Source organism: Kitasatospora sp. NPDC101183 (genome assembly GCF_044767945.1).
Taxonomy (GTDB): domain Bacteria; phylum Actinomycetota; class Actinomycetes; order Streptomycetales; family Streptomycetaceae; genus Kitasatospora.
Genome location: NZ_JBIWOW010000016.1, coordinates 170,022 through 196,910, shown reverse-complemented (window position 1 = coordinate 196,910; position 26,889 = coordinate 170,022). Strand labels below are relative to the sequence as shown.

Here is a 26,889-nt window from a genome sequence, read left to right as displayed (position 1 = left end):
GTGATCCGTACGATAGGTCAACACCATGGCCCGCCGGGAACGGAAGCGCACACGGCAACCGTTTGACCCCCGGGTCTGTCCTAGTACCTAGGCCGCCTTCGGGGCGTGCCCGGGCGTCCGTCCTTACGACGCCTCCGGTGGGGACGTCGAGACGAACGAGGGAGCGCAGTGGAATTGGCCCCGGCCACCGAGCCCGGTTCTCCGCGCGGCCGACTCGGCCGCCCGCTCGGGGCGCTGGCGGCGCTGGGCGCGACCTGGGTCGCCGGCCGGACGCTGCTCGTCCTGCTGATGACGGGCGTGCTCAAGGCGCCCGGCGGGGACGTCACCGCCGACGTCTGGATGATCTACCACGCCTGGTTCGGCGTGCTGCAGACCGGCACCTTCCCGTTCGACGACGTGACCTGGCAGTACCCGCCGGGCGCCGCCCTGATCATCCTGCTGCCGGGCCTGCTGCCCTGGTCGTACCTGGTCTCCTTCTGGGTGATCTGCGGGATCGCCGACGCCCTCGCCCTGACCGTGCTGGTGCGCACCGGCCTGCGCAAGGGGCGGGCGCTGACCGGCGCCTGGCTCTGGGTGGCGGCCGTGCCGCTGCTCGGCCCGATGATCTACAACCGCTTCGACATCATCGTCACGGCCGTCGCGGTGGCCGGCCTGCTGGCGCTCGTACGGCGCCCGGCGGTCGGCGGGCTGCTGCTGGGCCTGGGCGGCATCGTCAAGGTCTGGCCGCTGCTGGGCCTGATCGGCACCCCGTCCGGCCGGCGCACCCGCCGCGCCTGGACGCTGGCGGCGGCCACCGCCGTCTCGGTGGGCTTCCTGCTGGCGGCCGGCATGAACGGCGCCTTCGACTTCCTGGCCTTCCAGGGCGCCCGCGGCATCGAGGTGGAGTCGGTCGGCGCGCTGCCGCTGCACTACGCCCGGCTCGCCGGGGCCTGGGACGGCAGGGTCACCATGAACTACGGCTCCCCCGAGATGCTCGGGCCGTGGGTGCCGGTGGTCAGCAAGGTGATGATGGCCGGCACGGTGCTGGGCTTCGGCTGGCTGCTGTTCTGGCGCTACACCGCCAAGCGCCGCAACGCGGCCACCATGTACGACGCGGCGCTGTGCGCGCTGCTGATCTTCGTCGTGACCAGCCGGGTGATCAGCCCGCAGTACCTGGTCTGGCTGGTCGGGGTCGCGGCGGTCTGCCTGACGGTGCGCGGCACCAGCCAGCGGCCGGTGGCGCTGCTGATCCTGATCGCCTGCCCGCTGACGGTGCTCGAGTTCCCGACGATGTTCACCCAGGTCCTCGCGAGCGGGCCGCTGGCGGTCACCATCCTGAGCGCCCGCAACCTGCTGCTGGTGGCCGCCATGGCGCTCTCCTGCGTCCGGCTGTGGCGCTCCACCCGCGCCGCGGAGCCGCTCCCGGCCACCGTGGTCCTGGAGCAGGCGGAGCCGGTCCCGGCCGGCTACCCGGTGCGCCCGGGCATCGCGTACGAGCAGGACCTGCTGGACGGGATCCAGCAGCCGAGCGCCCCCGCCAAGCGCGGCTGACCCGCACCCGACACCCCTCTGCTGCCCGGGCCTTCCTTCGGAAGCCCCGGGCAGGCCGTTCCCCCCAACACCCGCGCATCATCCGCTCCACTGCGCACGTTTCCCACCGTTCCCCACCATCCACCCCCCGCCCGCCTATCGGCGTGCGCCCACCCCTGCCCTGCACCGCGCGCCGCCCACCGGGCGGCGCGCGGCTGGCAGGATCATCCCCATGAGGATTCTCGTCCTGGGCGGCGGCTGGTTTCTCGGCCCGGCCGTCGTGGCCGGTGCACTGGCGCGAGGCTGGGAGGTGTCCACCTTCACGCGTGGACGATCCAGCAGCCCCTTGCCCGGCGCGAGGGCACTCCACGGTGATCGTGAGCAGCCCACCGACCTCGCACGGCTGAGCGACCACGGCCCCTGGGACGCCGTGATCGACACGTCCGCCTCCGCCCTGAGCCCGCGCGATGTACTGGCAGGCGCCCGCGCCCTGGAGCCGGTCGTCGGCCGGTACGTGTACCTGTCCACGGTGGCGGTGTACGAAGGCTGGCCCACCGACCCCCTGAACACCGACTCCCCGGTCTGGCCCGCTTCGGCCGATGCCGAGCCGGACGCCACTCAGACGCCGGACGGCGTATCGGGCATCAACCCCAACTACGGGCGGAGGAAAGCCGGTACCGAACGCGCGGTGACCGAGACCTTCGGGCTCACCCGAACGAGCCTCCTCAGGCCGGGCGTGATCCTCGGCCCCGGCGAGTACGTCGGCCGCCTCCCGTGGTGGCTTCGCCGCGCCGAACGAGGCGGGCGGATCCTCGCCCCCGGAGACCCTACGAGCCGCGTTCAGGCGGTCGACGTCCGAGACGTCGCCACCTTCGCGCTCGACCAGGTACTCCACACCGGTCACCGGGTCGACAACCTCGCCGCTCCGATCGGCCGGGAGACGATGGGCGGGCTCCTTCAAGCATGCTTGGACGCCACCGGCAGCACCGGTGAACTGCTCTGGGTGAAGGACGAGATCCTGCTCGGCCACGGCCTTCGGCAGTGGACCGAGCTCCCTCTGTGGTGGAAGCACCCAGGCGTCTCCGCCATCGATCCCTCCTCTGCGACGGCTGCCGGCTTCCACAGCCGCCCACTCGCCGAGACGGTGGCCGATACCTGGAACTGGCTGATCCGGGGGAACGCACCTGTCCCACACAGGCGTTGGGCCAAGCACGGCATCGACCCGGCCAAGGAACAGGCCGTCCTCGATCACGTTCGCTAGCTACCGCCTGCGCCAAGGGCGGGCCGCGACGCGCCGGGACCAAGCGTCTGGGGCGAAGCCAGCAGGGTGAAGTCTTCGATCTGTTCCGCGAGATCCCGCGCAAGCTGAGCACTGTGAAAGGCCGACGACGCCAGCTCCACCCGGACCGCGTTGACCCGACCCGTGAGGCCCGCACCACGCCACTCACGAGGGAGGCCGAGCACCGGGGCGAGCACATCGGCAGCGCCGTCCAGATCACTGCGCATGAGCAGGGCAGACGCCAGATCGGCGCGGGCCTGGGGCGCGACGACAAGAGCGTCCGAGTTCGCCGTGCGGGCAGCGATCAGCTCCAGCGACCGGCGAGCCGACGCCTCAGCCCCGAGGCCATCCCTCAGAAGCAGGAAACTGGCACTGTTGCTCATGGCGACCCGCTCCACGTCGAAGTCGAACTCGCCGCCCACACCGTCGTGGAGGTCGTCCTCTGCGCGCCCGCGATCAGCCAGGCTCTCCGCCATTGCCCGGTGCGAGTCGTCGGCCCGGCCTTGATGAGCATAGGCGCGGGCCGCAATCGCTGCCAGACGTGCCGTCCCCGTCGCGCCGATGCCGGAGAACGACCTGGCTTCCTCGATCTTGCGGACGGCTTGAGCGGGATTACCGCTCCAGTAGTACAGGACAGCCAGGTAGCCGTGGGCGTACGCCTGTAGGGGTGAGTCCTCGGCAACCTGGCCGTACAAGGCCGCTGCCCGTGTCAGTTCGAACGCCTGGGGCATGGAACCGAGGTCAAAGGCACAGGCGGCCAGAAGCGCCGAAGCCTGGCCGGCCACCCGGTACAGGCGCCCTCGTTGTGACAACGCTTGCGTGCGATCCAGTTGCACCATCGCGACGCCCAGCAGTTCCTTCGCGAGCATGAAGATCATGTGCGGCGGCTTGGCGCTGGTCTCCCGGGCCAGTTGCACCAGGTCATCTTCGAGTTGGTCGAGACTGAGGTTGGGCAACAGCCGAGCAGCCGCGTCGGCGGCATGGGCACGGGCGTCTCGTGCGGTCATGGCCAGTTCTCTTTCGTCGAATACAGGCTCCGCGGCTGTTAGCAGTGCTCGGACCTGTTCATCACTACGAGGAGCAAGAAGCTCGTCCGCCGGCCTGCCGAACATCTGCTTGAGGATGATCGGCGCCGGGTGGTGCGGCCTGGTCACCTGGCCGGATCGCCACCGCACGAAGCTCTTGTCCGTCAGGTCGACATTTCTGAACGCGAGGTCACCAGTCCGTTCATGGAGCACCGCGGCAGCCCGTCTGTACTCGGCCAGGAAGCCACGGAAGTCCATTCCGGACTCGGCGACCAAGGCATCGAACAGATTCATCGCGGTTCCCTTCGCCGCAGCCAGGTGCGAACTGCGTCCGCTCTCTGCCTACCACCGCCACACCGGGGATCACACGGCTCACGCGGAAGTGTCTGCGGACTGTCCGTCAATTGTCCATCCGATCACCCCAAAGAGGAGCAAGTGTCCCCGGTCTGCCAGTGGTTGTGTCCTCACCAGCAGTCCAAGGTTGATCCCGCAAACGAACAAGACCGGAGCGTTCAGGCGCTCCTGCTGATCGGAGCGATGCCCATGGCGGCCGTCGAACAAGAGAGGTCGCTCCGTCGGTGGACGGGCGCCTTCCCGGCGGAGGTGACTGCGGTCCCCTTGGCACGTCGCATCGTGCAGTCCGAACTCGGAGAGTGGGGATGGAACTTGGAGGACGAACGAGTCCGCGATGTCCTGCTCGTCTTCACCGAGTTGACGACGAACGCGATCCGGCACGCGAGTGGACCGGGCGATGTCGTCAGGATGCAGATCGACGAAATCGGCAACTGCTGCCGCATCGAGGTCTTCGACTCCCGCCCTGACCTGCCGCTGCTGGAGGTTCAAGCCGCCTGCGACGACGAACACGGTCGTGGGCTCCTCCTCGTCCAGGGCCTGGCGCACGCCATGGGCGAGGTAGTGACGGTCACATCCAAGAAGGTGTGGGCGAGCGTTCAACTCTCCGTCTAGCTCGCCCACGCCGCCCGCACCGACCCCAGGGAGAAGAAGCACCGTGAACACCGACCCCACCCCACAGACCCTGCGCGCCGCCATGGTCGCTGCGTTGCGCGAGGACGGGACGATTCGCACCGATCGCATCGCCGAGGTCATGGGCCGCGTGCCGCGCGAGCTGTTCGCGCCCGAGGCGCAGCCGGCCGACGCCTACGACCCGGAGCTGGCGGTGGTGACCAAGCGCGACGAGGACGGCCTCCCGATCAGCTCCGTCTCTGCCGCGCGCATCCAGGCGTTCATGCTGGAGCAGGCCGGCCCCTGCCCCGGGGAGAACGTTCTGGAGGTCGGCTCCGGCGGCATGTTCGCCGCCTACCTGGCCGAACTCGTCGCACCCGACGGCAAGGTCACCACCGTGGACATCGATCCGGAGGTCACCGCACGTGCCCGCCGCCTGCTCGACGACGCGGGCTACGAGCACATCCGAGTCGTCGCTGCGGACGGCGCGTTCGGCCTTCCCGAGCACGCGCCGTACGACCTGATCGCGGTCACGGTCGGCGCTCCGGACATCCCCCCGGCCTGGCGGGAGCAGTTGGCGCCCGACGGCCGGATCATCGTGCCGCTTCGCGTGCGCGGTCTGACGCGCTCGGTCGTGCTCGTTCCCGAGGGTGATCACCTGGTGAGCACCGGCTACGAGCTGTGCGGCTTCGTACCCATGCAGGGCGTGGAGGAGAACCGCGAACGCCTGGTGCTGCTGCACGATGCGCCGGGCGAGGAGGTCGGACTCCGACTGGACGACGGCGATCAGGTGAACGCCGAGGCCCTGCATACGGCGCTGGCCTCGCCCCGCCAGGAGGCGTGGTCGGGGGTGACGGTCGGCGGCGAGGAGCCGATCGACGACCTGGACCTGTGGCTGGCCACCGCCCTCGATGGCCACGCACGGTTGACCGCGACACCGGCCGCTCGGGACAAGGGAATCGTCGCGTCCGCGTCCCCCTTGGGCGTGGCCACGTTGGTGGCGGGCGGAACCCTCGCCTACCGAACCGTCCGCCCCACCGATGAGACCCGCACCCGCTTCGAGCTCGGCGCGTACGGGCACGGCCCGGCCGCCGCCGCTGCCACTGCCCGTCTCGTCCACCAGATCCAGGTCTGGGACAAGGAGCACCGGGGCGGCCCCGGCGCCCGCTTCGAGGTCCACGCGGCCGGCACGCCGGACGGCGAGCTGCCCGCCGGTCGGGTGGTCGACAAGCCCCACACCCGCATCACGATCTCCTGGCCCGGGAAGCCGTAGCCGACTTCCCGGGCCAGGTGAGCACCACCCCATCCATCCCCAACTCCTCCTGGAGGTACGAGACATGGCTCAGGACCAGGACAACGGCTTCGAGCTGGACGTCACGATCGTCGAGCAGGGCCCCGTGATCGGCGAGCTGATGGACAGCACCAGCGACGGCTGCGGCAAGACCTGCCAGTCGGCCTGCGCGAACAGCACCTGCATCGCCTGACTCACACCTGTGCTCGGTGCCGGGCCGTGCGGGCCCGGCACCGAGCACGGACGACGACCCCACCGACACCGAGACGGAGGCGCGCATGTACCGCGCTCTGGAAGTGGCGCTGCTACGCGCCTCTGCGCACACCGGCACCCACACCGTACGACCGTGGCCCGACCTCGACGCCACTCCCGTGCCGGTGGAGGCATGGCGGTCCTGGATCTGCGACACCTGGGCCGACCAACAGCTCGCGGAGGCCGTCCACCTGGCGAACCCCGCCTACGCCGCGCGCGTCGAGGAGGTCGTCGACGGCCGCGCGCACGCTCCTCGCACCGTGCACAAGGCTGGCCGAACGCTCGTCCGTTACCTCCTGCGGCAGCACCACCGTGCCACACCCTTCGGCCTGTTCGCCGGCATCGCCCCGGTGCGGATCGGCCGTTCACTGGAGGGGGCTTGGGGCTCGGAGCACCGCGCCGTCGCTCGGCCGGATGCCCGGTGGCTCGCCGAGGTACTGGACCAACTGGAGCACGACCCCGAGCTGCTGCTGCGCCTGCTGGTGACGACCGAACAGACCTGCACGGTGCGAGGCGACCAACTGGTCGTACCGCTTCGCCGACCCGGCCACCGCCGGAGCGCCGAGGCGCCCTCCGAGGTCGCCCTCCGTCACACCGGGCCCGTTCGTACCATCGTCGAAGCCGCCCAACAGCCAATCCGCCTCGACCACTTAGCCGAGCTCGTACTCGACGCCCACCCCGGCAGCAACCCCCAGCAGGCCCACAGGATGCTCACGCAGCTGGTCCACCACGGTGTCCTGATCACCCACCTGCGGCCGCCGATGACCGCGCGCGACCCGCTGAAACACGTCCTGGAACAGCTCACCGAGGCCGAGACCGAGTCGATCCCCGTTGCACCTCTGGTCGACCTACTCAGCAACGTCCATCGCGGGGTCGTCGTACACAACCTGGCCCCGAGCCGCGAGCAGCGCCAAGAGCGCACCCGCCTCCGGAGATTGGCTGGCGGCACTGACCGTCCCCCACTCGCCGTCGACCTCCAGCTCGGAATCGACCTGGCCATCCCGCACGCTGTGGCCCGAGAGGCGGAGAGCGCAGCTGCCCTGCTCGCCCAGGCGAGCCCCCACCCAACCGGACCTCCGACCTGGCGCGACTACTATGTGCGCTTCCTGGAGCGGTACGGCGTCGGCGCGACGGTGCCGCTGCTGGACCTGGTGAACCCCGACACAGGGCTGGGCTTTCCGGCCGGCTACCGCACCAGCGCCCTGGAGCTGCCGCTCTCCCCGGTCACGGCCCGCGACAAGAAGCTGGCCGAGGTCGCACAGCTCGCTGTCCTCGATGCGGCAAGCACTCTCGAACTCACCGACGTGTTACCCGGGTTCGACACCGAGCCGACCGACCACCTACCGCCCCACCTCGACCTCTGCGTCCAGATCCACGCCACCAGCCGACAGCATCTCAACGACCGTGACTTCCGGCTCGTGGTCACCGGCCTGGCGCAGGGTGCGGGCACGACCATCGGCCGGTTCCTGCACCTGCCCCACGCCGACCTCCGTCGGCTCGCGGACGGTCTGCGCGACGCACCCACACTCACCGCAGGCGCCCGCCGTGCCCAGGTCTCCTGCCCACCGCTGTGGACCGGGGCCGACAACGTCGCCCGGGCACCACGCATCCTGGACGACGTCATCACCATCGCCCAGCACGAACACGGGTCGCTGCCGTTGCGGGACCTGCTGGTGACCGCCGACGCCCGCCGGATGCGCCTCCTGTCCCGAACCACCGGGCAGGTGATCGAGCCATCGGTGTTCAACGCCGTCGAGCCGGTGAACTTCACCCACCCGCTCGCCCGGTTCCTCACCGAACTGCCCCGCGCCCGCGCCGCCGTCCTCGCCCCGTTCTCATGGGGCCCGCTGGCGGAGGCCCTCCCGGTACTTCCGGCTGTCCGCCAGGGACGCATCACCCTGGCCGCCGCCCGGTGGCGGCTCAGCGCTTCCGACTTCCCGACTGCCCCATGGAACCGCGCCCTCGACGAGGTCCGGAATCGCATGCGGATCCCCACCCACGTCGACCTCGGCGACGGCGACCAGCGCCTGAGGCTCGATCTCGACCAACGTGCGCACAGGCAGCTACTCCACGCCCACCTGAGCCGCACCGGCACAGCAGTCCTACGGCAGGCCCCCGATCCGAAGGACCTCGGCTGGGCGGACGGCCGGGCCGTGGAGATCGTCCTGCCGCTCGTCTCCCTCGCCGAACCTGAGCCGATGCCCGCGATCAACACCGTCGCCGTCGCCGCACCTCACACCGAGTACCCATTCGCCTCGCCCGCGCGGTGGGCGTTCGCCAAGGTCCACGCCCAGCCGACCCGACACGCCGCGATCCTCGCCCGCCTGCCCGAGCTCCTCGTCACACTCGGACGCCCGGACTGCTGGTTCGTCCCGTACCGCGACCCGGATCCGCACCTGCGCCTGCGTATCCGCGCCGGGACCGTCCCCGTCGAAGACCTCGCCAGCAAGCTCGCCACCTGGGCGGGCAGCCTGCATGCCGACGGCCTGGCCGGCGGACGTCTTCAGTGGGACACCTACCTGCCCGAGACCGGACGCTACGGAACCGGCCCTCTCCTCGATCGTGCCGAGGCCGTCTTCGTCACCGACTCCACCACCGTCCTCGCCCAACACCGCCACACCGGCCCCGGCCGCCTCCACCCGCAGGCCCTGACCGCCGCCAGCCTCCTCGACCTCGCCGCCGCCTTCACCGGCGGCGTCCCGACCGGAACCGCCTGGCTGGCCGAGCACCTGACCCGTACCACCGGAGAGCCCGCCCTCGACCGGGCCGTCCTCGCGCAGGCGCTCCGCCTCGCCGACCCGACGGACGCCTGGGCCGGGCTGCGCGCCGAGACCGGAACCGACATCACCCACGCCTGGGCCGCGCGCCGCACCGCTGTGCACGCGTACCGCGCCGCGTTACGGACCCACCCCGGGCCCGCTCCGGACTCCGTCCTCGCCTCGCTCCTGCACATGCACCACATCCGCACCGCCGGGATCGACCCCGCCTGTGAACACACCTGCCAGCGCATCGCACGTGCCACCGCACTCGCCCTCACCCATCGACACCAGGGACACGACCCGCGATGACCCGCACCGCCGACACGCACGCCGCCCAGTCCCTCGCGACCGGGGCCATCGGCGTCAGCCTCCTCCACGCCGAGCGCGCCGAACTCGGCTTCGCCCGCTGGAGGACGGTCCACGAGTGGCTCATCGGCGTCACTCACCAGCCCCAGATCGCCTCGGCCGACGCCGGCCTGTTCATCGGTGTGCCGGCCCTGGCCTTCGCCGTCCATACCGCCGCCGCAGGCAGCGAGCGTTACACGAAGACACTGCCCGCCCTCGACCAGGCCGTCCACAGGCTCGTCCGCCTCCGCCTCGACCGGGCCCACGCCCGCATCGACTCCGGCGAGTTCACCCGTGCCGCCGAGTACGACCTGCTGTACGGGCTCACCGGCCTCGGCGCCCACCTGCTCAAGCGGGACCCTCACGGCGACGCACTGCACGACGTCCTCGCCTACCTCGTCCGCCTCACCCAGCCGCTCCCCGGCACCGATCTGCCCGGCTGGTGGGTGCGCTACGACCCCGCCGGACGCACCTCCGCCACGTTCCCCGGCGGTCACGGCAACCTCGGCCTCGCCCACGGCATCACCGGCCCGCTTGCCCTCCTCGCCCTCGCCAAACGCTCGGGCGTCACCGTCGAGGGCCACACGGACGCCATGCTGCGCATCCTCGACTGGCTCGACACCTTCCGCCAGCCCAGCCGTTCCGGCTCCTGGTGGCCCCAGTGGGTCACCGCCGACGAACACCGCCTCAGCACCGTCCTCCAGGGCGGCCCGCCCCGGCCCAGCTGGTGCTACGGCACCCCCGGCCAGGCCCGCGCCCAGCAGCTCGCCGGCATCACCCTCGGCGACACCCATCGGAAACGCGTCGCCGAGAACGCCCTCCTGCACTGCCTCACCGACCCCGCCCAACTCGACCAGATCACCGAGCCGGGCCTGTGCCACGGAGCCGCCGGTCTCCTGCACACCGTCCACCGAACCGCCCACGACGCCACCCACCCGGACCGGTTCACCGCCCACCTGCCCGCCCTGCGCGCACGCCTCAATGCCCAACTACCCTCCCCCAAAGCAGGATTCCTCGACGGTACGGCCGGAGTCCGCCTGGCCCTGCATGCGGCCGACCGCGGCGGCGCGCCCGCCACCGGCTGGGACGCCTGCCTACTCCTCGCCTGACCATCCATGGCCCACCACACCGAACACCCGCGCCTGGAACAGGCGGTTCTCGCCGTCCTCACTGGCACGGACACGGCCCGAGCAGCCGCGCACCTCGGCATCGACGCCGCCGAACTGGCCGCCGCTGCCGCGACCTACCGCGCCGCTGGACGCGCCGCCATCGCCTCCCCACCCGACGCGTGGATCCACGTCAACATCCAGCCGATCGGCTGGCACAACGCCGAATACACCTTGGCCACCCACCTCGCCCCCGTGCTGCGCGAGGCCGAAGCCCGAGACGCCCTCACCTCCTGGTGGTACGTCCGCAAGCACCCGTATTGGCGACTGCGCCTGCAAGGCGCTCACCCCGCACTTCTCGCCCACCTCACCGAGCAGTTGGACCGCCTCCAGCAGCAAGGCGTGATCGCCCGCTGGTCACCCGGCATCTACGAGCCCGAAACCGCAGCCCTCGGAGGCCCGTTAGGCATCAATGTGGCCCATGCCCTCTTCCACATCGACAGCCGCGCCATCCTGACCGAACACCACCAGACCGGCAGCCCGCGAGTCGCACGGCCCGAACTGTCCATCCTCATGTGCAGCGCGATGCTCCGCGCTGCCCGCCAGGAGTGGACGGAACAGGGCGACGTCTGGGCCCGGGTCGCCGCCATGCGCCCAGAGCCCGCCGAACTACCTCAACCCGCCGCCGACAAGATCCGGGTGCTGCTGTCCACCGACACCCTCGCCATGGCCGAACCGGGCCAAGCCCTCCACGCGGAAGCCGCCCGCATCCATGCCTTCGCGCGCGCAGGCAGCGAACTCGCCGAGCTCGCCCAACACGGAAGCCTCACCCGCGGACTGCGCGACGTCCTCGCACACATGATCGCCTTCCACTGGAACCGCGCCGCGATCCCGACCCCGCATCAGGCCGTCCTCGCCCGCGCCGCACGCAATTACATTCTCGGAGTACAGGTCGTTTGACGATCTACAGCGGCCTCCCAACCTACTCGGGCGGGAGCCTCGATACAGGAAGAGACCACCATGCAGCACCGCGTCCGCGCCGTCCTCCTCACCCCGAACAACGGCATGCTGCTGATCAAGCGCCTCCGCCCCGGCATCGACCCCTACTGGGTGATCGTCGGCGGCAAGATCGAACCGACCGACGCCAATCCCGAGGAGGCCCTCCTGCGCGAGGTCCGCGAAGAGATCGCCGGCGAGGCCAAAATCGTCAGCCTCCTCCGCACCATCGAAACCGACGACGAGCGCCAGGACTTCTACCTCGCCACCATCAGGAAGTGGAGCTTCGAGGACCGCACCGGCCCCGAATTCAGCCAGGAAGGCCGAGGCGAATACCTCCTCGAAGAGATCCCCCTGACCATCGACGCCCTCGACGCGGTCAACCTCCTGCCCCAGGACTTCGCCGCCGTCCTGCGCGAGGCCGTCGAGCGCGGCGAACTCCTCCCTGCCCGCTGACCGCAACGGACCTGTCACTCGATCACCCGAGCGCACAAAACGACGACCGTTGCACACGTTTCACTGGAAAGCGAAAGCAATCTGATTGACAGTCAGTATCGCTAATATAAAAGGGACTTGTCTGTCTACTCATTGTGATACGTTCCGCACGCAAACCGAATAACAGGCGACCCCGGCAGCGCGCCAACGCTCCGGGGTCCGGCACCAGGAGCGTCAACTCCCCATGCGTGTCCATCGTAGCGCCCACGTGCGCGACTTCACCGTGCTGCCCAACTGCGTGCTGCAGTACCGGCGGCTGTCCTACACCGCCCGCGGCCTGCTCGCCGACCTCCTCTCCCGCCCGGACGGCTGGCGCGAGGACGGACGGCACATGGCCGACACCAGCCCCCAGGGGCGCGGCGCGATCCGCAAGGCCCTCAAGGAACTGACCGAAGCCGGGTACTACCGCGTCGAGAAGGTCCGACTGCCGGACGGCACCATCCGTACCGAGACCCACGTCTATGACACCCCGCAGCTCGGGCCACCGAGTGCCACCCCTCCGGCCTCCGGTGGAGGGGCTGCCGGTGGTGCTGTCGGGTCCGAAGTAAAGAACCGGGAGCAAGAACCCACCCTCCCCGCGCCATCGGACGCCGAGCGCGAAGCGGTGACCACCCTGTTCCGAGTGCTCCGGTCCGAGCCGCGACTGCGCCTCGGCGAGGCCGAGGCACGGGAGTTGGCACCGCTCGTCGCCCAGTGGCTGACGCGCGGCAGCACGCCCGCCGACCTCGCCCACGCCCTACTGCCAGGACTGCCCGTCCCCATGCACTCGGCAGCCGCCGTGCTCCGATACCGGCTGGAGCGAAAGATGCCTCCCGCCAAGGCCGCAACAGCAGCGGCCAGATTCTCCGAGTGCGCCAAGTGCCACGACCCCGTACCCCAACCCGGCATCTGCCGCCCCTGTGCCGGCCTGACACCCCGAACCTCCGTAGTCAGCCAGGGCTCGAACGTGACGGCCACAGGAGCCGCCCGAGCCCGAACCGCCTTGCGTGCCACACTGACTGGCACTCGGCCTGCACACTGCGCTGCCTGAAACACGCTGCCCCAGCAATCCGGCGAGGGCCGGGGCGGGCACCCGCCGACAGGCGGGTGGGGGTGGATGGTGGGGAACGGCGGTGAGCATGCGCAACAAGGGGATCATGCACGGCAGCGGCGCAGGGGCCTAACTACGGAGCGCCGCAACCTCGTCGACCCAGAGCCGGGTGAACTCGGCCAGCCCGACCCCCAGTTCGCCCCTCAGTAGCCGATCGAGCCGGTGCTCGCGCTCCTCGCCCTGCCCGTCGGCGGCGCCGACCGCGCGGTAGAGGGCGACCAGCCGGCCCGGCCCGTAGCGGCGGTCGATCAGGGCGCAGGCGAGCCAGGACTGCTCGTAGGCCTGGGCGATGCCCTCGGCCCCGGCGGCGAAGGCCCGGTCCTCGGGCAGCGCGGCGGGCAGCCGCCCGGCGACGACGTCCCTGGTCAGCTCGGGGGCGATCTGCTGCGGGGTGCGGCCCGAGCCCCGGTAGGCCGTCCAGTCGGCGACGCCCTCGGAGAGCCACAGCGGCGTCCAGGCGCGGGTGTCGGCCCTGGTCGCGACGTGGGTGGTCTCGTGGGTGAGGACGACCTGCCGCCCGAACTCGCTGAGCCGCCCGTACGTCTCGGGGTTGACGACCACCCGGTCCGCCGGGGAGTGCCAGGGGGCGCCGGGAGCGGCGACGGTGACGGCCGCCATGCCCGTCCAGCCCGCCGGGTCGGCCTCCAGCAGCTGCGCGAACTGGGCTTCGGTGGCGGGCAGTTCGAGCAGCACCCGGCCCGGCCAGCCGCCGCCCCAGAGTTCGCTCACGGCGGGGACGGCGCGGTCGCCGAGCGCGGCCAGGGCGGCCGGGTCGGGCCCGCCGTCGAGGCCGAGCACCAGGCAGTGCGCCCCGGCGGCGGTCCGCAGGGCGCCCAGGTCCCACAGCGGCGGCGGCCCGCCCGCCCGCTCCTCGCTCCGTACGGTCCAGCCCGCCCCGGCCGCCTCCAGCTCGATCCGGCGCGGGTACACCACCGGCTGGTCGTCGTACCCGGCGATCCGCACCGCCAGGTCGGCGGAGACGGTGAGCCGCCCCGGCCCGGCCGGCGCCGAGAGGACGAGGTTGCGGTACGCGGCCCCGACCGGCGCGGGCAGCGCCGCCGCCCGGGCCGCCAGCAGCGACTCCACCTCGGCCCGCCGCCCGTCCGCGCGCGGGAGGGGCACCGCGGGGGCGGCCGGCGGCAGGGAGAGCTGGGCCAGCCCGGCGGCGGCGAGCAGCAACGCGCCGCGCCGGGATATGGGGGGAGGCGGGACGCTCAGAGCCGGACCACCCCGGAGACGGGCATCGCGTTGACGCTCTCGTACCGCACCCTGGCGCCCGGGTACGGGGCGTGCACGATCACCCCGCCGCCGGCGTACATGCCGACGTGGTGCATGTCCCGGTAGAAGATCACCAGGTCTCCCGGCCGCGCTTCGGAGAGGCTGATCCGCTGCCCGGCGTACGCCTGGGCCTGCGAGGTCCGCGGCAGGGTCACTCCGGCCTGCCGCCAGCTGTAGTACATCAGACCGGAGCAGTCGAACGCACGGGGTCCCGCGGAACCGTAGACGTACGGGGAGCCGATCATCCGCACCGCGGCGGCCAGCGCGGCCGCTCCGCGCTCGGAGGCGGGCGGGGCGTCGCCGAGGTCGAGCCGGTCGGTGCCCCGGGTGGCGCGCTGCTCGGCGTCCCGGGCGTCCTGGGCGGTCATCCGCGCGCGCTCGCCCGCGCTGAGGCTGTTGAGCAGCTTCTGCGCCTTGGCCAGGCGCTGCTGGATGTCCTGCTTGCTGTCGGCCAGGGTGCGGCGGGTCTGCTCCAGCGCCTCCAGCTTGGCGGCGGCCTCGGTGCGCCGCTGGTCGAGCCGGCGCTGACGGGTGACCACCTCGTGCAGCGTCTCCTGCTGGCGGGTGGCGGCCTGGTCGAGCGTGCGGGCCCGGGAGAGGTAGCCCTCCGGGTCGCTGGAGAGCATCAGCTGGGCGGTCCTGGCCATCCCGCCGCCCCGGTACTCGGCTCCGGCCACGGCGGCGAGGTCGCCGCGCAGCTCGTTGAGCTGGTCCTGCGCGGTGGCGATCTCGCCCTGGAGGACGGTGGTCTCGCCCTGGAGGCGCTTCTGGGCCTCCTGCGCGGCGTTGTACTTCTCCGAGGCCTGCTCGGCCTCGTCGTACAGCTGCTCGACCTGGGACTTGACGTCCTTGCGGCTGGGCCCGTCCGGGCTTCCGGGGGCGGCCTGGGCGCCGCCCGCGGCGGTGACGCCGATGGCGGTGGTGGCGGCCGCGGTCAGCACCAGCGCACGGGCGAGCAGTCGGGAACGGCGGTGCACGGGCATGACGGCTGCGACTCCGATCCTGCGGCGCGGGCCCCGCCGCCGCCCGGAACGGGCGGCCCTGGAGCGGGAGTCCGGTGGCAGACGTTAGCGAGTCCGGGCAATCGAGTCCAAACCCCTACCAGCCCGAATATTCACCCCTGAATCAGACATCAGAGCGAGCCGCCGACAAAGCCGCAGGCCCGGCCTCCCGCGAGGGGAGGCCGGGCCTGGAGGAACCGGACGGGATCAGACCCGCACGACGGACGCCAGCGGCATGTTGGAGACCGCCTCGTAGCGCACCGAGGCACCCGGCTTGGGCGCGTGCAGCACCTGGCCGTTGCCGGCGTAGATGCCGACGTGGTGGGCGTCGCCGTAGAAGATCAGCACGTCGCCGGGCTGCGCCACGGAGAGGTCGCTGCCGATCCGGGTGCCGGCGTGGGCCTGCTCCTGCGAGGTGCGCGGCAGCGACACGCCGGCCTGGTTGAACGCCCACTGCACCAGACCCGAGCAGTCGAACGAGCCGGGGCCGGTGGCGCCGTAGACGTACGGGCTGCCGAGCTTGGAGGCCGCGTACGACAGGGCGGCGGCGCCGTGCGAGCTGCCGGGGGCGACGGAGACCGGGGCGGCGACGTCGCTGCTGCGGCTGCTGTCGCGCGAGGCGCGGTCGGCGGCGGGCGGGGCGGCCTTCGTCGCCTCGGCCTGCGCCTTGGCGGCTGCGGCAGCGTCGGCCGCGCGCATCTCCTCGCGCTGCTTCTCGGTCAGCGTGTTGAGGAGGTCCTGGGCGGCCTTGAGCTTGCCCTGGATGTCGTCCTTGTCCGCCTTGAGCTGCTTGGTGGTGGCGTCGAGCTCGGTGAGCTTGCCCTGGGCCTCACCGCGCGCCTGGTCCAGCTGGCGCTGCTCGCCCTGGAGCTCCTTGAGCTGCCCCTTCTGGGTGCTGCTCACCTGGTTCAGCTGGCCGGCCTGGTTGAGGAAGCTGTCCGGGCTGGAGTTGAACATCAGCTGGACGGTCGGGGATATGCCGCCGTTGCGGTACTGCTCCCCGGCGACCTCGGCGAGACCGCCCTGCAGGTCCGTCACCTTCGACTGCTGCCGGGCGACCTGGTCCTGGAGGTCCGAGACCTGCTTCTGCAGCGTCTGCTGCTTCTCCTGCGAGGCGTTGTACTTCTCGCTCGCCTGCTCGGCCTGCTCGTTGAGCTTGTCGACCTGACCCTTGACCTGGTCCAGGGTGGGCTGCGGGTCGGCGTGGGCGCCGGTCTGCGCGGAGAGCGCGACGGCCGCGGCGGCGACACCGGTCAGGATCGAGACGCGAGTGCGCCCGGCGGGCTTGGGACGACGATGGGACGCCACGAAGGCGGGCTCCTTCTTCACGTCCGCCTACCGGGTGAGCTGACGGGTTCGGGCCGGAAGCACCCTACGACGCCTCACGGCCGTTCCACCGGCCGACCTGGCGCCGATTCACCCCGGAGGAACATGGTTCCCCGGCTCCGTTCCACAGCGCCCCCGGTTACTGGGCTCCCCTGTCGGACAGTCGTACCGACCTGCCCCGCTGCTTCGCGAACTCGGCGGGAACCACCGCCGCCACCCAGGCTGGGCGATCGACAGTGCGGTGGTTCGGAGCACGACCCTAGTAACTGAACCGTGATCGGTTCAAATCCTTGTCAGAAAAAAGACGGAAGATTACCCAAGTTCTTTTGTGAAAATGACCGAAGGTGATCACATCCATACGCATAGCTGATCTGATTTCACGAATCAGCCATCGGACGGTCAAAAACGAACACCACCCCCGAGGAGACGGGGGTGGTGCGAGTCACAGGGCCCGCAGGGCCCGTCCCGGCGTGTCGGGACGTCAGACCCGGCGGATCGTGTTGATCGGCATCGCGTCGGCCTTCATCACCTTCACCACGTCACCGGTGTGCGGCGCGTGGACCACCATGCCGTTGCCGATGTACATCCCGACGTGGTGCCGGTCGGGGCCGTAGACCACCAGGTCGCCCGGCTGGGCCTGGTCCAGCGAGGGCACCCGGGTACCGACGTTGCCCTGCTCCTGCGAGGTGCGCGGCAGCGAGATGCCGGCCTGGCCGTACGCCCAGACCATCAGGCCCGAGCAGTCGAAGGTGTTCGGCCCGGTCGAGCCCCACACGTACGGGGAGCCCTGCTTGCCCATCGCCTTGGACACGGCCACGCCCGCATAGCCGCTCGCCTGCGGCAGCGGGCCGAGGTCCGCGCGGTCCGAGCCGCGCGAGGCGCGGTCGGCGGCGGCCTGCTGGGCCTTCAGCGCGGCGCGGTCGGAGGCGCTGAGCGAGTTCAGCAGGTCCTGCGCGGACTTGAGCTTGGCGTTGACGTCCGCCTTGGCCTGGTTGAGGTCCTTGGTGGTGGTGTCCAGCGAGGTCAGGACGGCGGCCGCCTCGGCCTTCTCCTGGTCCAGCTTGCGCTGCTGCTCCAGCAGCCCCTTGAGGGCCTCGCTCTGGCTGGCGGTGGCCTGCTGGACGCTGGACGCCTTCTGCAGGTAGCCGGACGGGTCGGAGGAGAGCATCAGCTGGACGGACGGGTCGATGCCGCCGGTGCGGTACTGCTCGCCCGCCACCCCGGCCAGACCGGTCTGCAGCTGGGTCATCTGCTCCTGGCTGCGGGCCACCTGGTCCTGGAGGGTCGCGGCCTGCTTGCGCAGCTGGTCGGCCCGCTCCTTGGCGCCGTTGTACTTCTCGGCCGCCTGCTCCTGCTCCTCCTGGAGCTTGTCGATCTGCGCCTTGACATCTTCCTTGTTCGGCTGGGGCGCGGCGTGCGCGGCCACCTGGGCCGAGAGGGCGACCGCGGTCGCAGCGGCAGCGGTGAACACGGAGACCCGCGCGCGACTCGGCTGCTTGGGACGGCGGTGGGAGGCCAAGAGACCGGCTCCTTCTTCCATACGGACTCACCAGAACGAGTGAGAATCCGGAAATAGGTTTGACGCCAGACCCTAGTAGAAGATCGAAGCGTTCCGCCACTCCCCCGAAGGCGTGAACTCCGCTTTCCTCCCGGACTTCACCAGATCCGCACACCGCGGCCCACCGGCGGCTGACCAGCCGTCATGCCCGACGGCGGCCGGTCAGGGCCGCGCGAGCCGGTTCAGCAGCAGCACCGAGGCGACCGGGCGCGCACCCGCCTTGCGCACGCCCTCGGCCACCTCCCGGTCGGTGGAGACCACCACCACCGGACGGCCCTGGGGCTCGGCCCGCACCAGACGCCGGATCAGCTCGTCCGCCGTCTCCCCGGTCCGGCTGAACCGCACCCGGACCCCGCGCGGAGGCGCCATGATCACCGGCACGTCCAGGTCCTGCCCGTCGAACACGCAGGTGACCTCCGCCTGCGTGCGCTGCGCCAGCATCGCCAGCCCGCCCAGCAGCCTGATCCGCTGCTGCTCCAGCGGCAGCGTCGGGTACCCCGTCTTGGTCACGTTGTAGCCGTCCACCACCAGGTGGACCTGCGGGATCGCCAGCAGCTGGTCCAGCAGCGCCGGATCGTCCTCCGCCAGCCCCCGCCGGGCCACGTCGTGCGGCGAGGCGGCCCCCGGCACCACCGCCTCCACCAGGTCCGCCGGGCGGATCTGGGAGACGGGCAGCGCCAGCTCCCGCTGGAGGCCCTGCGCGGACTGCAGCACGGTGTCCAGCAGCAGCCGCAGCCTCATGTCCTCGACGCTGCGCCCCTCGCGGGCCGACCGGCGGCCCTGCTCGACGGCGGTCTCCAGCTCCGTGACCCGGTGCCGCAGCCGCCGCGCCTCGCTCTCGGCGGCGCTGCGCTCGGCCACCGCCTGCGCCTTCGCCGCATCCAGCTCCCCGGCCAGCCGGCGCGTCTCGGCCTGCGCCCGCCGGGTGTCGCTCTCCAGCGACCGCACCTTCTTGCGCAGCGACTCCGCCTCCCGCCGGACCTCCTCGGCGTCGGCCCGCTGGCGGTCCAGGTCCGCCCGGGCTCCGGCCCTCAGCTCGGCGAGCTCGGCCTGCAGCTTCTCCACCAGCCGGGCGGCCTCCGCGGCCGCGCCCTCGGCGCCCGCCCGCTCGGCCTCCTCGCCCGCCTCGGCGACCAGCCGGCTCCAGCCGGAGGAGCGCACCAGGTAGGCGGCCGCCGCGACGTCCATCGGATCGGCGGCGCCGGGCACCGTGCCCGACTCCAGCGCCTTGACCAGGTCCGGCTGCCCCAGCCGCAGCCGCTCCGCTATCCGCACCCGGAAGGCCGGCTCGGACTCCAGCGCCGCCGCCAGGGCCGTCGCCGCGTACTTGGCCCGCCGCGCGGGGGTGAACTTGGCGTACTGGCGCAGGCTCTGCGGCAGCTCGGCCGCCGGGAGCCCGCCGAGCGCGTCCGAGGCCAGGCCGACGACGCGTCGGCGCACCCCCTCGGGCAGCGGCCGGTCCAGCTTCTCGACGGCCCGCTCCGCCGCGGCCTCGGACTGCTCGGACGGCTCGGACGGCTCGGACGGGGCCTGCCCGGCCTCCGCCGCCCGCTCCGGCGCAGCGGGCCGAAGCCCCTGCGCTTCGCCGGGCTCCTTCGCTGCGTCCACCACGTCCTCGGCTCCGATCCTGGTCCAGCGGGGCGCGACCTCGGCCGCCCCTGTCGTCACGCTCCGTGCGTCTTGTTCTGTATTGTCCCGTGCGGCGGACGGCCCTGCTCCGCTCCGCCCGCCGCACCGGCCGGGCCTCAGCCCTGAGCGACCTCGGCGTCGCCCTCGGCACCCGGACGGGCCACCAGTTCGACCTGGTCCACCGCGTTGCACCAGCGGCAGCGCACCGACTCGACGGTCTCGCTCAGCACCTGCGTCTCCTCGACCTTGGACTCGCCGGCCAGGTCGAAGTGCAGGAACTCCGTCACCCGCGCGGTGCGGGTCACGTCGAAGCGGGTCAGGTTGCCGCACAGCGTGCAGCGCCAGCGCGTCTCTGCGGTCAGGGCGGGGACGGTCATCGGGGGTCCTCTCGGTGGTCCCTGGTGTGGGCTAGGCGCTCCCCCCGGAGCCCCGGCGTCGGCGGCGGGAGGCGGGATTGCCCGCACCAAGCCTATTGCCTGGGACAACCACCGGGGCCACCGGTTCAGGGGATGGCAACGGTTGCTCCACCTGCCGTACGGAAACGCGTCATCTCCCGCCCCGACAGGGATGCTTGGCCCCATGGCGCTCCCGGCTCCCGACCACACCGGCACGCCGGCCGGGCGCCCGGCCGCGCCCGCCCCGGCGGTCAGCTACGCCCTGATCGCGCTCAACACCCTGGTGTTCCTGCTCGGCCCCGCCGCCGGCCTCAACCCGCTCTACGGCACCGGGCAGGCCCGGGTCTGCGCGGAGCAGCGGTACGAGCAGCGCTGGGGCGCCGTCCCGGCGGAGCTGCTGGCGGGCCGCCCGCTGACGTCCGACCAGCTCGCCGAGGCCCCCGACCCCGTCCCCGGCTGCCCGGCCGCCCCGACCCCGGGCAAGCACCCGGCGCTGTCCGTGCTCACCGGGATGTTCCTGCACGCCGGCTGGCTGCACCTGCTGGGCAACCTGCTCTTCCTGCACGTCTTCGGCCCGACCGTCGAACGGCGCCTGGGCCGCGCCCGGTTCGCCCTCTTCTACCTGGCCGCCGGCAGCGTGGCCACGTACGGCTTCGCCCTCGCCGAGGCCCACTCCCCCGACTCCACCCGCGTCCTGATCGGCGCCTCGGGCGCGATCTCCGCCGTGCTCGGCGCCTACCTGCGCCTGCACCCCCGGGCCCGGGTGACCACGCTCGTCCCGCTGCTGCTGTTCCTGCCGCTGCGCTTCCCGGCCTGGCTGGTGCTCGGCCTCTGGTTCACCCTCCAGTGGTGGTCGGTGCACTCGGCGGGCCCCGGGGTCGCCTACCTGGTCCACGTGATCGGCTTCTCGGCGGGCTTCCTGTACGCCTGCACCCTCGTCGACCACCCCCCGAGACGCCCCGGCCGACGCCCGATACCCTGGCGGCACCTCACGAAGGAGCCCGAACAGTGATCACCGCCATCGTCCTGATCAAGACCAGCGTCGACCGCATCCCGGAGATCGCCGAGGCCATCGCCGCCCTCGAAGGCGTCAGCGAGGTGTACTCGGTGACCGGCGGCTACGACCTGGTGGCGATGGTCCGCGTCCGTCGGCACGACGACCTGGCCGACGTCATCCCCGGCCGGCTCAACAAGGTCCCGGGCGTGGCCCACACCGAGACCCAGATCGCCTTCCGCACCTACTCCCAGCACGACCTGGACGCGGCCTTCGCCCTGGGCCTGGACGAGTAGGAGGGGCTCAGCCCCGGCGGGTGTCTGCCACGCAACGCCCGCCCTCGTTGCGGTAGTTCCAGGCCGCGCCGTCCGTGACCAGCTCGCGGACGGCGGTCAGGAACCGCTCGATGTGTTCGTCCGGCGTCCCCGCGCCGAAGCTCACCCGGATCGCGTTGAGGCTGCGCTCGCCCGGCAGCGAGGGCTCGGGCGCCCCGCACTCGGACGGCGCCGCCTCCTCGTCCCCGAGCAGGGTCCGCACCAGCGGGTGGGCGCAGAACAGGCCGTCGCGCACCCCGATGCCGTACTCGGCGGACAGCGCGGCCGAGAAGTGCGAGCTGTTCCAGCCCTGGACGACGAAGGACAGCACGCCCACCCGGGCGGAGCCGGCGCCGAACAGGTTCAGCACCCGGACCTCGGGGATCTCCGCCAGCCCGGCCGTCAGCCGCCGCACCAGCTGCCGCTCGCGGGCCTCCAGCGCGTCGAACCCGGCCTCGGTCAGCGCCCGGCAGGCCGAGGCGATCGCGTAGGCGCCGATGACGTTCGGCGAGCCGGCCTCGTGCCGCGCCGGGCCGGTGTGCCACTGGACGGCCACCGAGCCGTCGACCTCGCGGGCCACCGTCCGGGTCGCCCCGCCGCCGGCCAGGTACGGCTCGGCCTCGTCCAGCCAGTCCGCCCGGCCGGCCAGCACCCCGGCGCCGAAGGGCGCGTAGATCTTGTGGCCGGAGAAGGCGATCCAGTCCACGTCCAGCTCGCTCACCGACACCCGGTGGTGCGGGGCCAGCTGCGCGGCGTCGAGCACGACCCAGGCGCCGTGCCGGTGCGCGGTCTCGGTCAGCTCGGCCACGGGCCACAGCTCGCCGGTGACGTTGGAGGCGCCGGTGACGCAGAGCAGCTTGGGGCCCTCGGGGGCCTCGGCGAGCGCGGCGTCCAGCGCGGCCACCGCCTCGGCCCGCGAGCGCGGCGCCCGCAGGTAGCTGACGTCCAGTCCGGCGTGCGCCCAGGGCAGCAGCGAGGCGTGGTGCTCGGTCTCGAAGGCGAACACCCGGGTGCCGGCGGGCAGCGCGGAGGCGAGCAGGTTGAGGGAGTCGGTGGTGGCGCGGGTGAAGACCACCTGGTCGCCCTCGCGCAGCCCGAGGAACTCGGCGACGGTGCGCCGGCTCTGCTCGAACAGGTCGGTGGACAGCTGCGAGAGGTACCCGGCCCCGCGGTGCACGCTGCCGTAGTACGGCGCGTACGCGGCGACGTCGTCCCACACCCGCTGGAGCGCCGGGGAGCTGGCCGCGTAGTCGAGCGCCGCGTAGCCGACCTTCTCACCGCTGGCGAGCGGGACCTGGACGTCGGCACCGAGGACGGCGAGGGGGGTGCAGATTTCGACGGCGACAGACATGAGGATGCACTCCTTCAGGGTGAGGGACCCCGGGAGTGCTGACACTCCGGCGTCCGCGCTTGCCGCCCGGACGATGCGCCGAACGACCCGGTCCTCACCCAGGGCACCCCGCCACGGACGGAGGGTTGCCGGACAGCAAGCTGGGGCTTGTCGCTGTCACTCATGACCTGGCCAAGACTCTAGATCGCACCCGCTCGACGGTCAAACGACCATCCACCATCCGGACAGGCCGAAGGCCCGTACCGGCGCACCGGTACGGGCCTCAACTCCCGCCTCAGATCCGGGAGGTGGCCGCCGACCAGCGCCGCAGCAGGTCCTCGGCCCTCCCCGAGTCGATCGCCTCCGCGGCCCGCTCCATGCCCGCCGCGAGCTGCTCGACCAGCGGCGCGTCGCCCAGGTCGAGCGCCACCAGCGCCGAGGCCGTGTTCAGCAGGACGGCGTCCCGCACCGGCCCGCGCTCCCCGGCCAGCAGCCTCCGCGCGACCTCGGCGTTGAACGACGGGTCGCCGCCGCGCAGCGCCTCGATGCCGACCAGCTCGATGCCCAGGTCCCGCGGGTCCAGGGTGGTCTCGGTGACGCCGCCGTCCCGCACGATCCACACCCGCGAGGTGGTGCTGATGGTCAGCTCGTCCAGCCCGTCGTCACCCCGGAAGACCAGCGCGGTGGAGCCGCGCCGGGCGAGCACCCCGGCGATCAGCCCCGAGAGCCGGGTGTCGAAGCAGCCGATCGCGTGCGCGGTGACCTTCGCCGGGTTGGTCAGCGGGCCGAGGATGTTGAAGGAGGTCGGCACCCCCAGGCCGCTGCGCGCGGGGGCGGCGTGCCGCATGGAGGGGTGGAACTTCGCCGCGAAGGCGAAGGTGAGCCCGACCTCCTCGGCGACCTCGGCCACCCGCCGGCCGGAGAGGTCGAGCCGGACGCCGAGCTTCTCCAGCACGTCCGAGGAGCCGCTCGCCGAGGAGGCGGACCGGTTGCCGTGCTTGACCACCTTCGCGCCCGCGGCCGCGGCGACGATCGCGGACATGGTGGAGATGTTGACGGTCTTCGCCCGGTCCCCGCCGGTGCCGACGATGTCCACCGCCGGCCCGGGAATCTCCAGCGGCTCGGCGTGCGCGTACATCGCGTCCACCAGGCCGGTGATCTCCTCGACCGTCTCGCCCTTGGCCCGCAGCGCGACCATGAAGCCGGCCACCTGTACGGGGGACGCCTCGCCGCTCATGATCCGGTCCATCGCCCAGGCGGTGGCCGAACGGTCGAGGTCCTCCCCCGCCAGGAGCGCCGACAGGAGGTCCGGCCAGGTGCGGACCACCTGCGCGGGGTCGCTACCGCCGTTCGCAGGGTTCACGTTCACCATGGCTGACTCCAGCTGTCATCGGTTCCCCGTCGCCCGGGGGACGTCCGTTCGGATGGAGTCAGCCTATCGAGCGGCGGCTCGCCCGCGGCGGTGTCTTCTCTAGTACTGAGACGCCTCTGACAACGGAATTCGCTCAGCGCCCGGCCGGCGCCCGCTTCGCCACCCGCGCCCGCAGCAGCACCGAGGCCGCCTCGGCCAGGGCCACCGGGTCCACCGGGTGGGAGATCGCGGCGTCCGCCCGGCTCCAGGCGGCCAGCCAGGAGTCCTGCGGCCGGCCGATCAGCACCAGCACCGGCGGGCAGCCGTAGATCTCGTCCTTCAACTGGCGCCCGAGCCCGAGCCCGCCGGCCGGCACGGCCTCGCCGTCCAGCACGCACAGGTCCACCCCGCCCTTCTCCAGGGCCTTGAGCACCGCGGGGGTGGTCGCGCACTCCAGGTAGGACAGTTCCGGAAGATCCTCGGCGGGCCGGCGGCCGAGTGCCGTCAGCACCTGCTCGCGGGTGTTGCGGTCGTCGCTGTAGACCAGGACGGTGAGCGTCTCGGAGGTCGTGTACGCCATGGGACCCTGCTCCCTCAAGTGTGATCCGGACCACGTTCGCCTGATCCGGATGCTACTCCGCTTTCCCTCCTCACCGACTCCCCCGCGCACACCTTCCTCCTCAAGCCGACGCGCCCGCCGCTCGCCCGCCTGGAGGACACCCCGTCACCCCCGTCGACGCCGTCCACCCGTACGGTGGAGTCCGGCCCCTCTCCCCTTACTCCCGGACGCCCCCCGGACCCAGTGACAACACGCCGGAAGGGCCTCCCCACGGCCCCGTCGAGGAACCGTCAGAAAAGGGACACCCACCTGCTCAGCCGCCGTGGACGCCCCCCTCGGCCCCTCAAGGGGGCATACCGCACGCACCGGACACTCCGAGGGACACCCCCCGACGTGAAGACGGAATAAGGGACCGACATAATGTCCGTCGTGGCGACAGCAACAGCAACAGAAACCGGGCACGCGCATGGATCGGTCAACCGACCGAACATGGTCAGCGTCGGAACGATCGTCTGGCTCAGTTCCGAGCTGATGTTCTTCGCGGCCCTCTTCGCGATGTACTTCACGCTCCGCTCCGTCAAGGGGCCGGAGTTCTGGACCGAGAAGGCGCACGCCCTCAACGTCCCCTTCTCCGCGGGCAACACCACGATCCTGGTGCTCTCCTCGCTCACCTGTCAGCTCGGTGTGTTCGCCGCCGAGCGCGGGGACGTGAAGAAGCTCCGCGCGTGGTTCATCCTGACGTTCTTCATGGGCGCGATCTTCATCGGCGGTCAGATCTTCGAGTACACCGAGCTGGTCAAGAAGGACGGCCTCTCGCTGTCCTCCGACCCGTACGGCACGGTGTTCTACCTGACCACCGGCTTCCACGGCCTCCACGTGACGGGTGGTCTGATCGCGTTCCTGCTGGTCCTGGGACGGACGTACGCAGCCAAGCGATTCACGCACGAGCAGGCCACCGCGGCGATCGTCGTGTCGTACTACTGGCACTTCGTCGACGTCGTGTGGATCGGCCTGTTCGCGACCATCTACCTGATCAAGTAACCAGCTGATCAGGTCGCTGGCCACCGGCTGCGGCCCCCGCCCTCACCGGCGCAGGGCCGCTTCTGCCGGTGCCGACGCTCCCACCGACCGACCGCGCGCGCAGCCCTAGAGAGGCAGCCTCGTGCCGGCCAGACCGGCCGCCGGGTGCACCCACCAGTCGACCAGATCCTGACACCGGGGTTATTCCGTGAAAAAGCTCTCCGCACGACGGCGCCACCCATTGGCGGCGCTGGTCGTCCTACTCTTCGCCCTGGCGGCTACCGGGGGGCTGTACGCCGCGTTCGCGCCCGCCGACAAGGCGCAGGCCGAGGTCGCCGCGCAGTCGCTCGACATCGAAGAGGGCAAGAAGCTCTTCGCCGTCGGCTGCTCCTCCTGCCACGGTCTGAACGGCCAGGGCAGCAGCGACGGCCCGAGCCTGGTCGGCGTCGGCACCGCCTCCGTCGACTTCCAGGTCGGCACCGGCCGCATGCCCGCCCAGCAGCCCGGCGCCCAGGTGCCGCGCAAGAAGAACATCTACTCGCAGGCCGAGATCGACCAGCTCGCCGCGTTCATCGGCTCCCTGGGCCCCGGCCCGGTCACGCCGAAGCCGGAGCAGTACACCTCGACCAACCCGGAGGACATCTCCAAGGGCGGCGAGCTGTTCCGCACCAACTGCGCCCAGTGCCACAACTTCGCCGGCCAGGGCGGTGCCCTGACGAAGGGCAAGTACGCCCCGTCGCTCGAGGGCGTGGACGCCAAGCACATCTACGAGGCCATGCAGACCGGCCCGCAGAACATGCCGTCGTTCCCGGACAGCACCATGCCCGAGGAGCAGAAGAAGCAGATCGTGGCCTTCGTCCGCCACACCACCAGCGAGGAGCCCAACCCCGGTGGTCTCACGCTCGGCAGCCTCGGTCCGGTGACCGAGGGCCTGTTCGGCTGGATCTTCGGGCTCGGCACGCTCATCGCGGTCGCGATCTGGGTCGCCGCCCACACCACCAAGGCCAAGAAGTCATGAGCCACG

General features: G+C 71.7%; 24 protein-coding genes and 2 riboswitches. Of the genes, 14 read left to right on the top strand and 10 right to left on the bottom strand.

Going from position 1 to position 26,889, the window contains the following annotated elements:
• Window positions 1–168 precede the first annotated feature (168 nt).
• Window positions 169–1,530 carry a glycosyltransferase 87 family protein gene (locus tag ACIRRS_RS23700; protein ID WP_402974030.1) on the top strand — a complete coding sequence of 454 codons (1,362 nt, stop codon included), beginning with the start codon at window positions 169–171 and terminating at the stop codon, window positions 1,528–1,530.
• Between the two features lie 211 nt (window positions 1,531–1,741).
• Window positions 1,742–2,770 (top strand): NAD-dependent epimerase/dehydratase family protein, encoded by a 1,029-nt coding sequence (locus ACIRRS_RS23695; protein WP_402974027.1) that lies wholly within the window; start codon window positions 1,742–1,744, stop codon window positions 2,768–2,770.
• On the opposite strand, the gene ACIRRS_RS23690 is transcribed toward ACIRRS_RS23695, so the two are convergent.
• On the bottom strand, window positions 2,767–4,107 hold the full coding sequence (locus ACIRRS_RS23690; protein ID WP_402974024.1) for a hypothetical protein: 1,341 nt from the start codon (window positions 4,105–4,107) through the stop codon (window positions 2,767–2,769). The genes ACIRRS_RS23695 and ACIRRS_RS23690 overlap by 4 nt on opposite strands.
• Window positions 4,108–4,356: 249 nt before the next feature.
• Between ACIRRS_RS23690 and ACIRRS_RS23685 the strand changes: the two genes are divergently transcribed.
• From ACIRRS_RS23685 to ACIRRS_RS23650, 8 genes are all read left to right on the top strand, one after another.
• Window positions 4,357–4,779 carry an ATP-binding protein gene (locus ACIRRS_RS23685; RefSeq protein ID WP_402974021.1) on the top strand — a complete coding sequence of 141 codons (423 nt, stop codon included), beginning with the start codon at window positions 4,357–4,359 and terminating at the stop codon, window positions 4,777–4,779.
• Between the two features lie 43 nt (window positions 4,780–4,822).
• Window positions 4,823–6,049: a methyltransferase, FxLD system gene (gene fxlM / locus ACIRRS_RS23680; RefSeq protein WP_402974018.1), complete on the top strand. Its 1,227-nt coding sequence runs from the start codon at window positions 4,823–4,825 to the stop codon at window positions 6,047–6,049.
• A 64-nt stretch (window positions 6,050–6,113) separates the two neighbouring features.
• Window positions 6,114–6,260, top strand: coding sequence for an FxLD family lanthipeptide (locus ACIRRS_RS23675; RefSeq protein WP_402974014.1), 147 nt, complete (start codon window positions 6,114–6,116; stop codon window positions 6,258–6,260).
• Window positions 6,261–6,345: 85 nt separating this feature from the next.
• Window positions 6,346–9,387, top strand: coding sequence for a lantibiotic dehydratase (locus ACIRRS_RS23670; protein ID WP_402974011.1), 3,042 nt, complete (start codon window positions 6,346–6,348; stop codon window positions 9,385–9,387).
• On the top strand, window positions 9,384–10,532 hold the full coding sequence (locus ACIRRS_RS23665; RefSeq protein WP_402974008.1) for a lanthionine synthetase C family protein: 1,149 nt from the start codon (window positions 9,384–9,386) through the stop codon (window positions 10,530–10,532). The genes ACIRRS_RS23670 and ACIRRS_RS23665 overlap by 4 nt, the downstream gene beginning before the upstream one ends.
• A 6-nt stretch (window positions 10,533–10,538) precedes the next feature.
• Window positions 10,539–11,489, top strand: coding sequence for a thiopeptide-type bacteriocin biosynthesis protein (locus ACIRRS_RS23660; protein WP_402974005.1), 951 nt, complete (start codon window positions 10,539–10,541; stop codon window positions 11,487–11,489).
• A gap of 60 nt (window positions 11,490–11,549) precedes the next feature.
• Window positions 11,550–11,981, top strand: coding sequence for an NUDIX domain-containing protein (locus tag ACIRRS_RS23655; protein ID WP_402974002.1), 432 nt, complete (start codon window positions 11,550–11,552; stop codon window positions 11,979–11,981).
• A 223-nt stretch (window positions 11,982–12,204) separates the two neighbouring features.
• Window positions 12,205–13,050: a hypothetical protein gene (locus ACIRRS_RS23650; RefSeq protein ID WP_402973999.1), complete on the top strand. Its 846-nt coding sequence runs from the start codon at window positions 12,205–12,207 to the stop codon at window positions 13,048–13,050.
• A 129-nt stretch (window positions 13,051–13,179) separates the two neighbouring features.
• On the opposite strand, the gene ACIRRS_RS23645 is transcribed toward ACIRRS_RS23650, so the two are convergent.
• From ACIRRS_RS23645 to ACIRRS_RS23620, 6 genes are all read right to left on the bottom strand, one after another.
• Window positions 13,180–14,289, bottom strand: coding sequence for a hypothetical protein (locus ACIRRS_RS23645; protein ID WP_402973996.1), 1,110 nt, complete (start codon window positions 14,287–14,289; stop codon window positions 13,180–13,182).
• Between the two features lie 35 nt (window positions 14,290–14,324).
• Window positions 14,325–15,371 (bottom strand): NlpC/P60 family protein, encoded by a 1,047-nt coding sequence (locus tag ACIRRS_RS23640; RefSeq protein ID WP_402973994.1) that lies wholly within the window; start codon window positions 15,369–15,371, stop codon window positions 14,325–14,327.
• Between the two features lie 225 nt (window positions 15,372–15,596).
• Window positions 15,597–16,697 carry an NlpC/P60 family protein gene (locus ACIRRS_RS23635; RefSeq protein ID WP_402973991.1) on the bottom strand — a complete coding sequence of 367 codons (1,101 nt, stop codon included), beginning with the start codon at window positions 16,695–16,697 and terminating at the stop codon, window positions 15,597–15,599.
• Between the two features lie 10 nt (window positions 16,698–16,707).
• A riboswitch (cyclic di-AMP (ydaO/yuaA leader) is annotated at window positions 16,708–16,857 on the bottom strand.
• 339 nt (window positions 16,858–17,196) lie between these two features.
• Complete coding sequence (locus tag ACIRRS_RS23630) at window positions 17,197–18,234, bottom strand: NlpC/P60 family protein (RefSeq protein WP_402973988.1); 1,038 nt, start codon at window positions 18,232–18,234, stop codon at window positions 17,197–17,199.
• A 201-nt stretch (window positions 18,235–18,435) separates the two neighbouring features.
• Window positions 18,436–19,737, bottom strand: coding sequence for an NYN domain-containing protein (locus ACIRRS_RS23625; protein ID WP_402974122.1), 1,302 nt, complete (start codon window positions 19,735–19,737; stop codon window positions 18,436–18,438).
• Window positions 19,738–20,018: 281 nt separating this feature from the next.
• The gene (locus ACIRRS_RS23620; protein WP_402973985.1) at window positions 20,019–20,279 is read right to left on the bottom strand and encodes a hypothetical protein; all 261 of its coding nucleotides are present in this window, start codon (window positions 20,277–20,279) and stop codon (window positions 20,019–20,021) included.
• 202 nt (window positions 20,280–20,481) lie between these two features.
• Here ACIRRS_RS23620 and ACIRRS_RS23615 point away from each other — a divergent pair, with 202 nt between their 5' ends.
• Both ACIRRS_RS23615 and ACIRRS_RS23610 read left to right on the top strand, forming a co-directional pair.
• Window positions 20,482–21,309, top strand: a complete 828-nt coding sequence (locus ACIRRS_RS23615) for a rhomboid family intramembrane serine protease (RefSeq protein WP_402973982.1) — start codon at window positions 20,482–20,484, stop codon at window positions 21,307–21,309.
• Window positions 21,306–21,587 (top strand): Lrp/AsnC family transcriptional regulator, encoded by a 282-nt coding sequence (locus ACIRRS_RS23610; RefSeq protein ID WP_031071922.1) that lies wholly within the window; start codon window positions 21,306–21,308, stop codon window positions 21,585–21,587. Before ACIRRS_RS23615 ends, ACIRRS_RS23610 begins: the two co-directional genes overlap by 4 nt.
• Window positions 21,588–21,594: 7 nt before the next feature.
• Here ACIRRS_RS23610 and ACIRRS_RS23605 read toward each other — a convergent pair whose 3' ends face one another.
• The 3 genes from ACIRRS_RS23605 to ACIRRS_RS23595 form a co-directional block, all read right to left on the bottom strand.
• Entirely contained in the window at window positions 21,595–22,956 is a 1,362-nt protein-coding gene (locus tag ACIRRS_RS23605) for an aminotransferase class V-fold PLP-dependent enzyme (RefSeq protein WP_402973979.1), read from the bottom strand.
• A 50-nt stretch (window positions 22,957–23,006) separates the two neighbouring features.
• A riboswitch (SAM riboswitch) is annotated at window positions 23,007–23,124 on the bottom strand.
• A 106-nt stretch (window positions 23,125–23,230) separates the two neighbouring features.
• Window positions 23,231–24,307, bottom strand: coding sequence for an anthranilate phosphoribosyltransferase (gene trpD, locus ACIRRS_RS23600; RefSeq protein WP_402973976.1), 1,077 nt, complete (start codon window positions 24,305–24,307; stop codon window positions 23,231–23,233).
• A 133-nt stretch (window positions 24,308–24,440) separates the two neighbouring features.
• Window positions 24,441–24,866: a hypothetical protein gene (locus ACIRRS_RS23595; protein WP_402973973.1), complete on the bottom strand. Its 426-nt coding sequence runs from the start codon at window positions 24,864–24,866 to the stop codon at window positions 24,441–24,443.
• Window positions 24,867–25,265: 399 nt separating this feature from the next.
• Here ACIRRS_RS23595 and ACIRRS_RS23590 point away from each other — a divergent pair, with 399 nt between their 5' ends.
• Both ACIRRS_RS23590 and ACIRRS_RS23585 read left to right on the top strand, forming a co-directional pair.
• Window positions 25,266–25,886 (top strand): heme-copper oxidase subunit III, encoded by a 621-nt coding sequence (locus ACIRRS_RS23590; RefSeq protein ID WP_402973970.1) that lies wholly within the window; start codon window positions 25,266–25,268, stop codon window positions 25,884–25,886.
• 187 nt (window positions 25,887–26,073) lie between these two features.
• A complete protein-coding gene (locus ACIRRS_RS23585) occupies window positions 26,074–26,883 on the top strand; it encodes a c-type cytochrome (RefSeq protein WP_402973967.1) in 810 nt (269 codons plus the stop codon).
• Window positions 26,884–26,889 lie beyond the last annotated feature (6 nt).

Coding starts and splice junctions, on each gene's coding strand:
- ACIRRS_RS23695 (WP_402974027.1), top strand. CDS start 1,742: ATGAGGATTCTCGTCCTGGGCGGCGGCTGGTTTCTCGGCCCGGCCGTC.
- ACIRRS_RS23690 (WP_402974024.1), bottom strand. CDS start 4,107: ATGAATCTGTTCGATGCCTTGGTCGCCGAGTCCGGAATGGACTTCCGT.
- ACIRRS_RS23685 (WP_402974021.1), top strand. CDS start 4,357: ATGGCGGCCGTCGAACAAGAGAGGTCGCTCCGTCGGTGGACGGGCGCC.
- ACIRRS_RS23675 (WP_402974014.1), top strand. CDS start 6,114: ATGGCTCAGGACCAGGACAACGGCTTCGAGCTGGACGTCACGATCGTC.
- ACIRRS_RS23670 (WP_402974011.1), top strand. CDS start 6,346: ATGTACCGCGCTCTGGAAGTGGCGCTGCTACGCGCCTCTGCGCACACC.
- ACIRRS_RS23665 (WP_402974008.1), top strand. CDS start 9,384: ATGACCCGCACCGCCGACACGCACGCCGCCCAGTCCCTCGCGACCGGG.
- ACIRRS_RS23660 (WP_402974005.1), top strand. CDS start 10,539: ATGGCCCACCACACCGAACACCCGCGCCTGGAACAGGCGGTTCTCGCC.
- ACIRRS_RS23655 (WP_402974002.1), top strand. CDS start 11,550: ATGCAGCACCGCGTCCGCGCCGTCCTCCTCACCCCGAACAACGGCATG.
- ACIRRS_RS23650 (WP_402973999.1), top strand. CDS start 12,205: ATGCGTGTCCATCGTAGCGCCCACGTGCGCGACTTCACCGTGCTGCCC.
- ACIRRS_RS23640 (WP_402973994.1), bottom strand. CDS start 15,371: ATGCCCGTGCACCGCCGTTCCCGACTGCTCGCCCGTGCGCTGGTGCTG.
- ACIRRS_RS23620 (WP_402973985.1), bottom strand. CDS start 20,279: ATGACCGTCCCCGCCCTGACCGCAGAGACGCGCTGGCGCTGCACGCTG.
- ACIRRS_RS23615 (WP_402973982.1), top strand. CDS start 20,482: ATGGCGCTCCCGGCTCCCGACCACACCGGCACGCCGGCCGGGCGCCCG.
- ACIRRS_RS23605 (WP_402973979.1), bottom strand. CDS start 22,956: ATGTCTGTCGCCGTCGAAATCTGCACCCCCCTCGCCGTCCTCGGTGCC.
- trpD (WP_402973976.1), bottom strand. CDS start 24,307: ATGGTGAACGTGAACCCTGCGAACGGCGGTAGCGACCCCGCGCAGGTG.
- ACIRRS_RS23595 (WP_402973973.1), bottom strand. CDS start 24,866: ATGGCGTACACGACCTCCGAGACGCTCACCGTCCTGGTCTACAGCGAC.
- ACIRRS_RS23590 (WP_402973970.1), top strand. CDS start 25,266: ATGTCCGTCGTGGCGACAGCAACAGCAACAGAAACCGGGCACGCGCAT.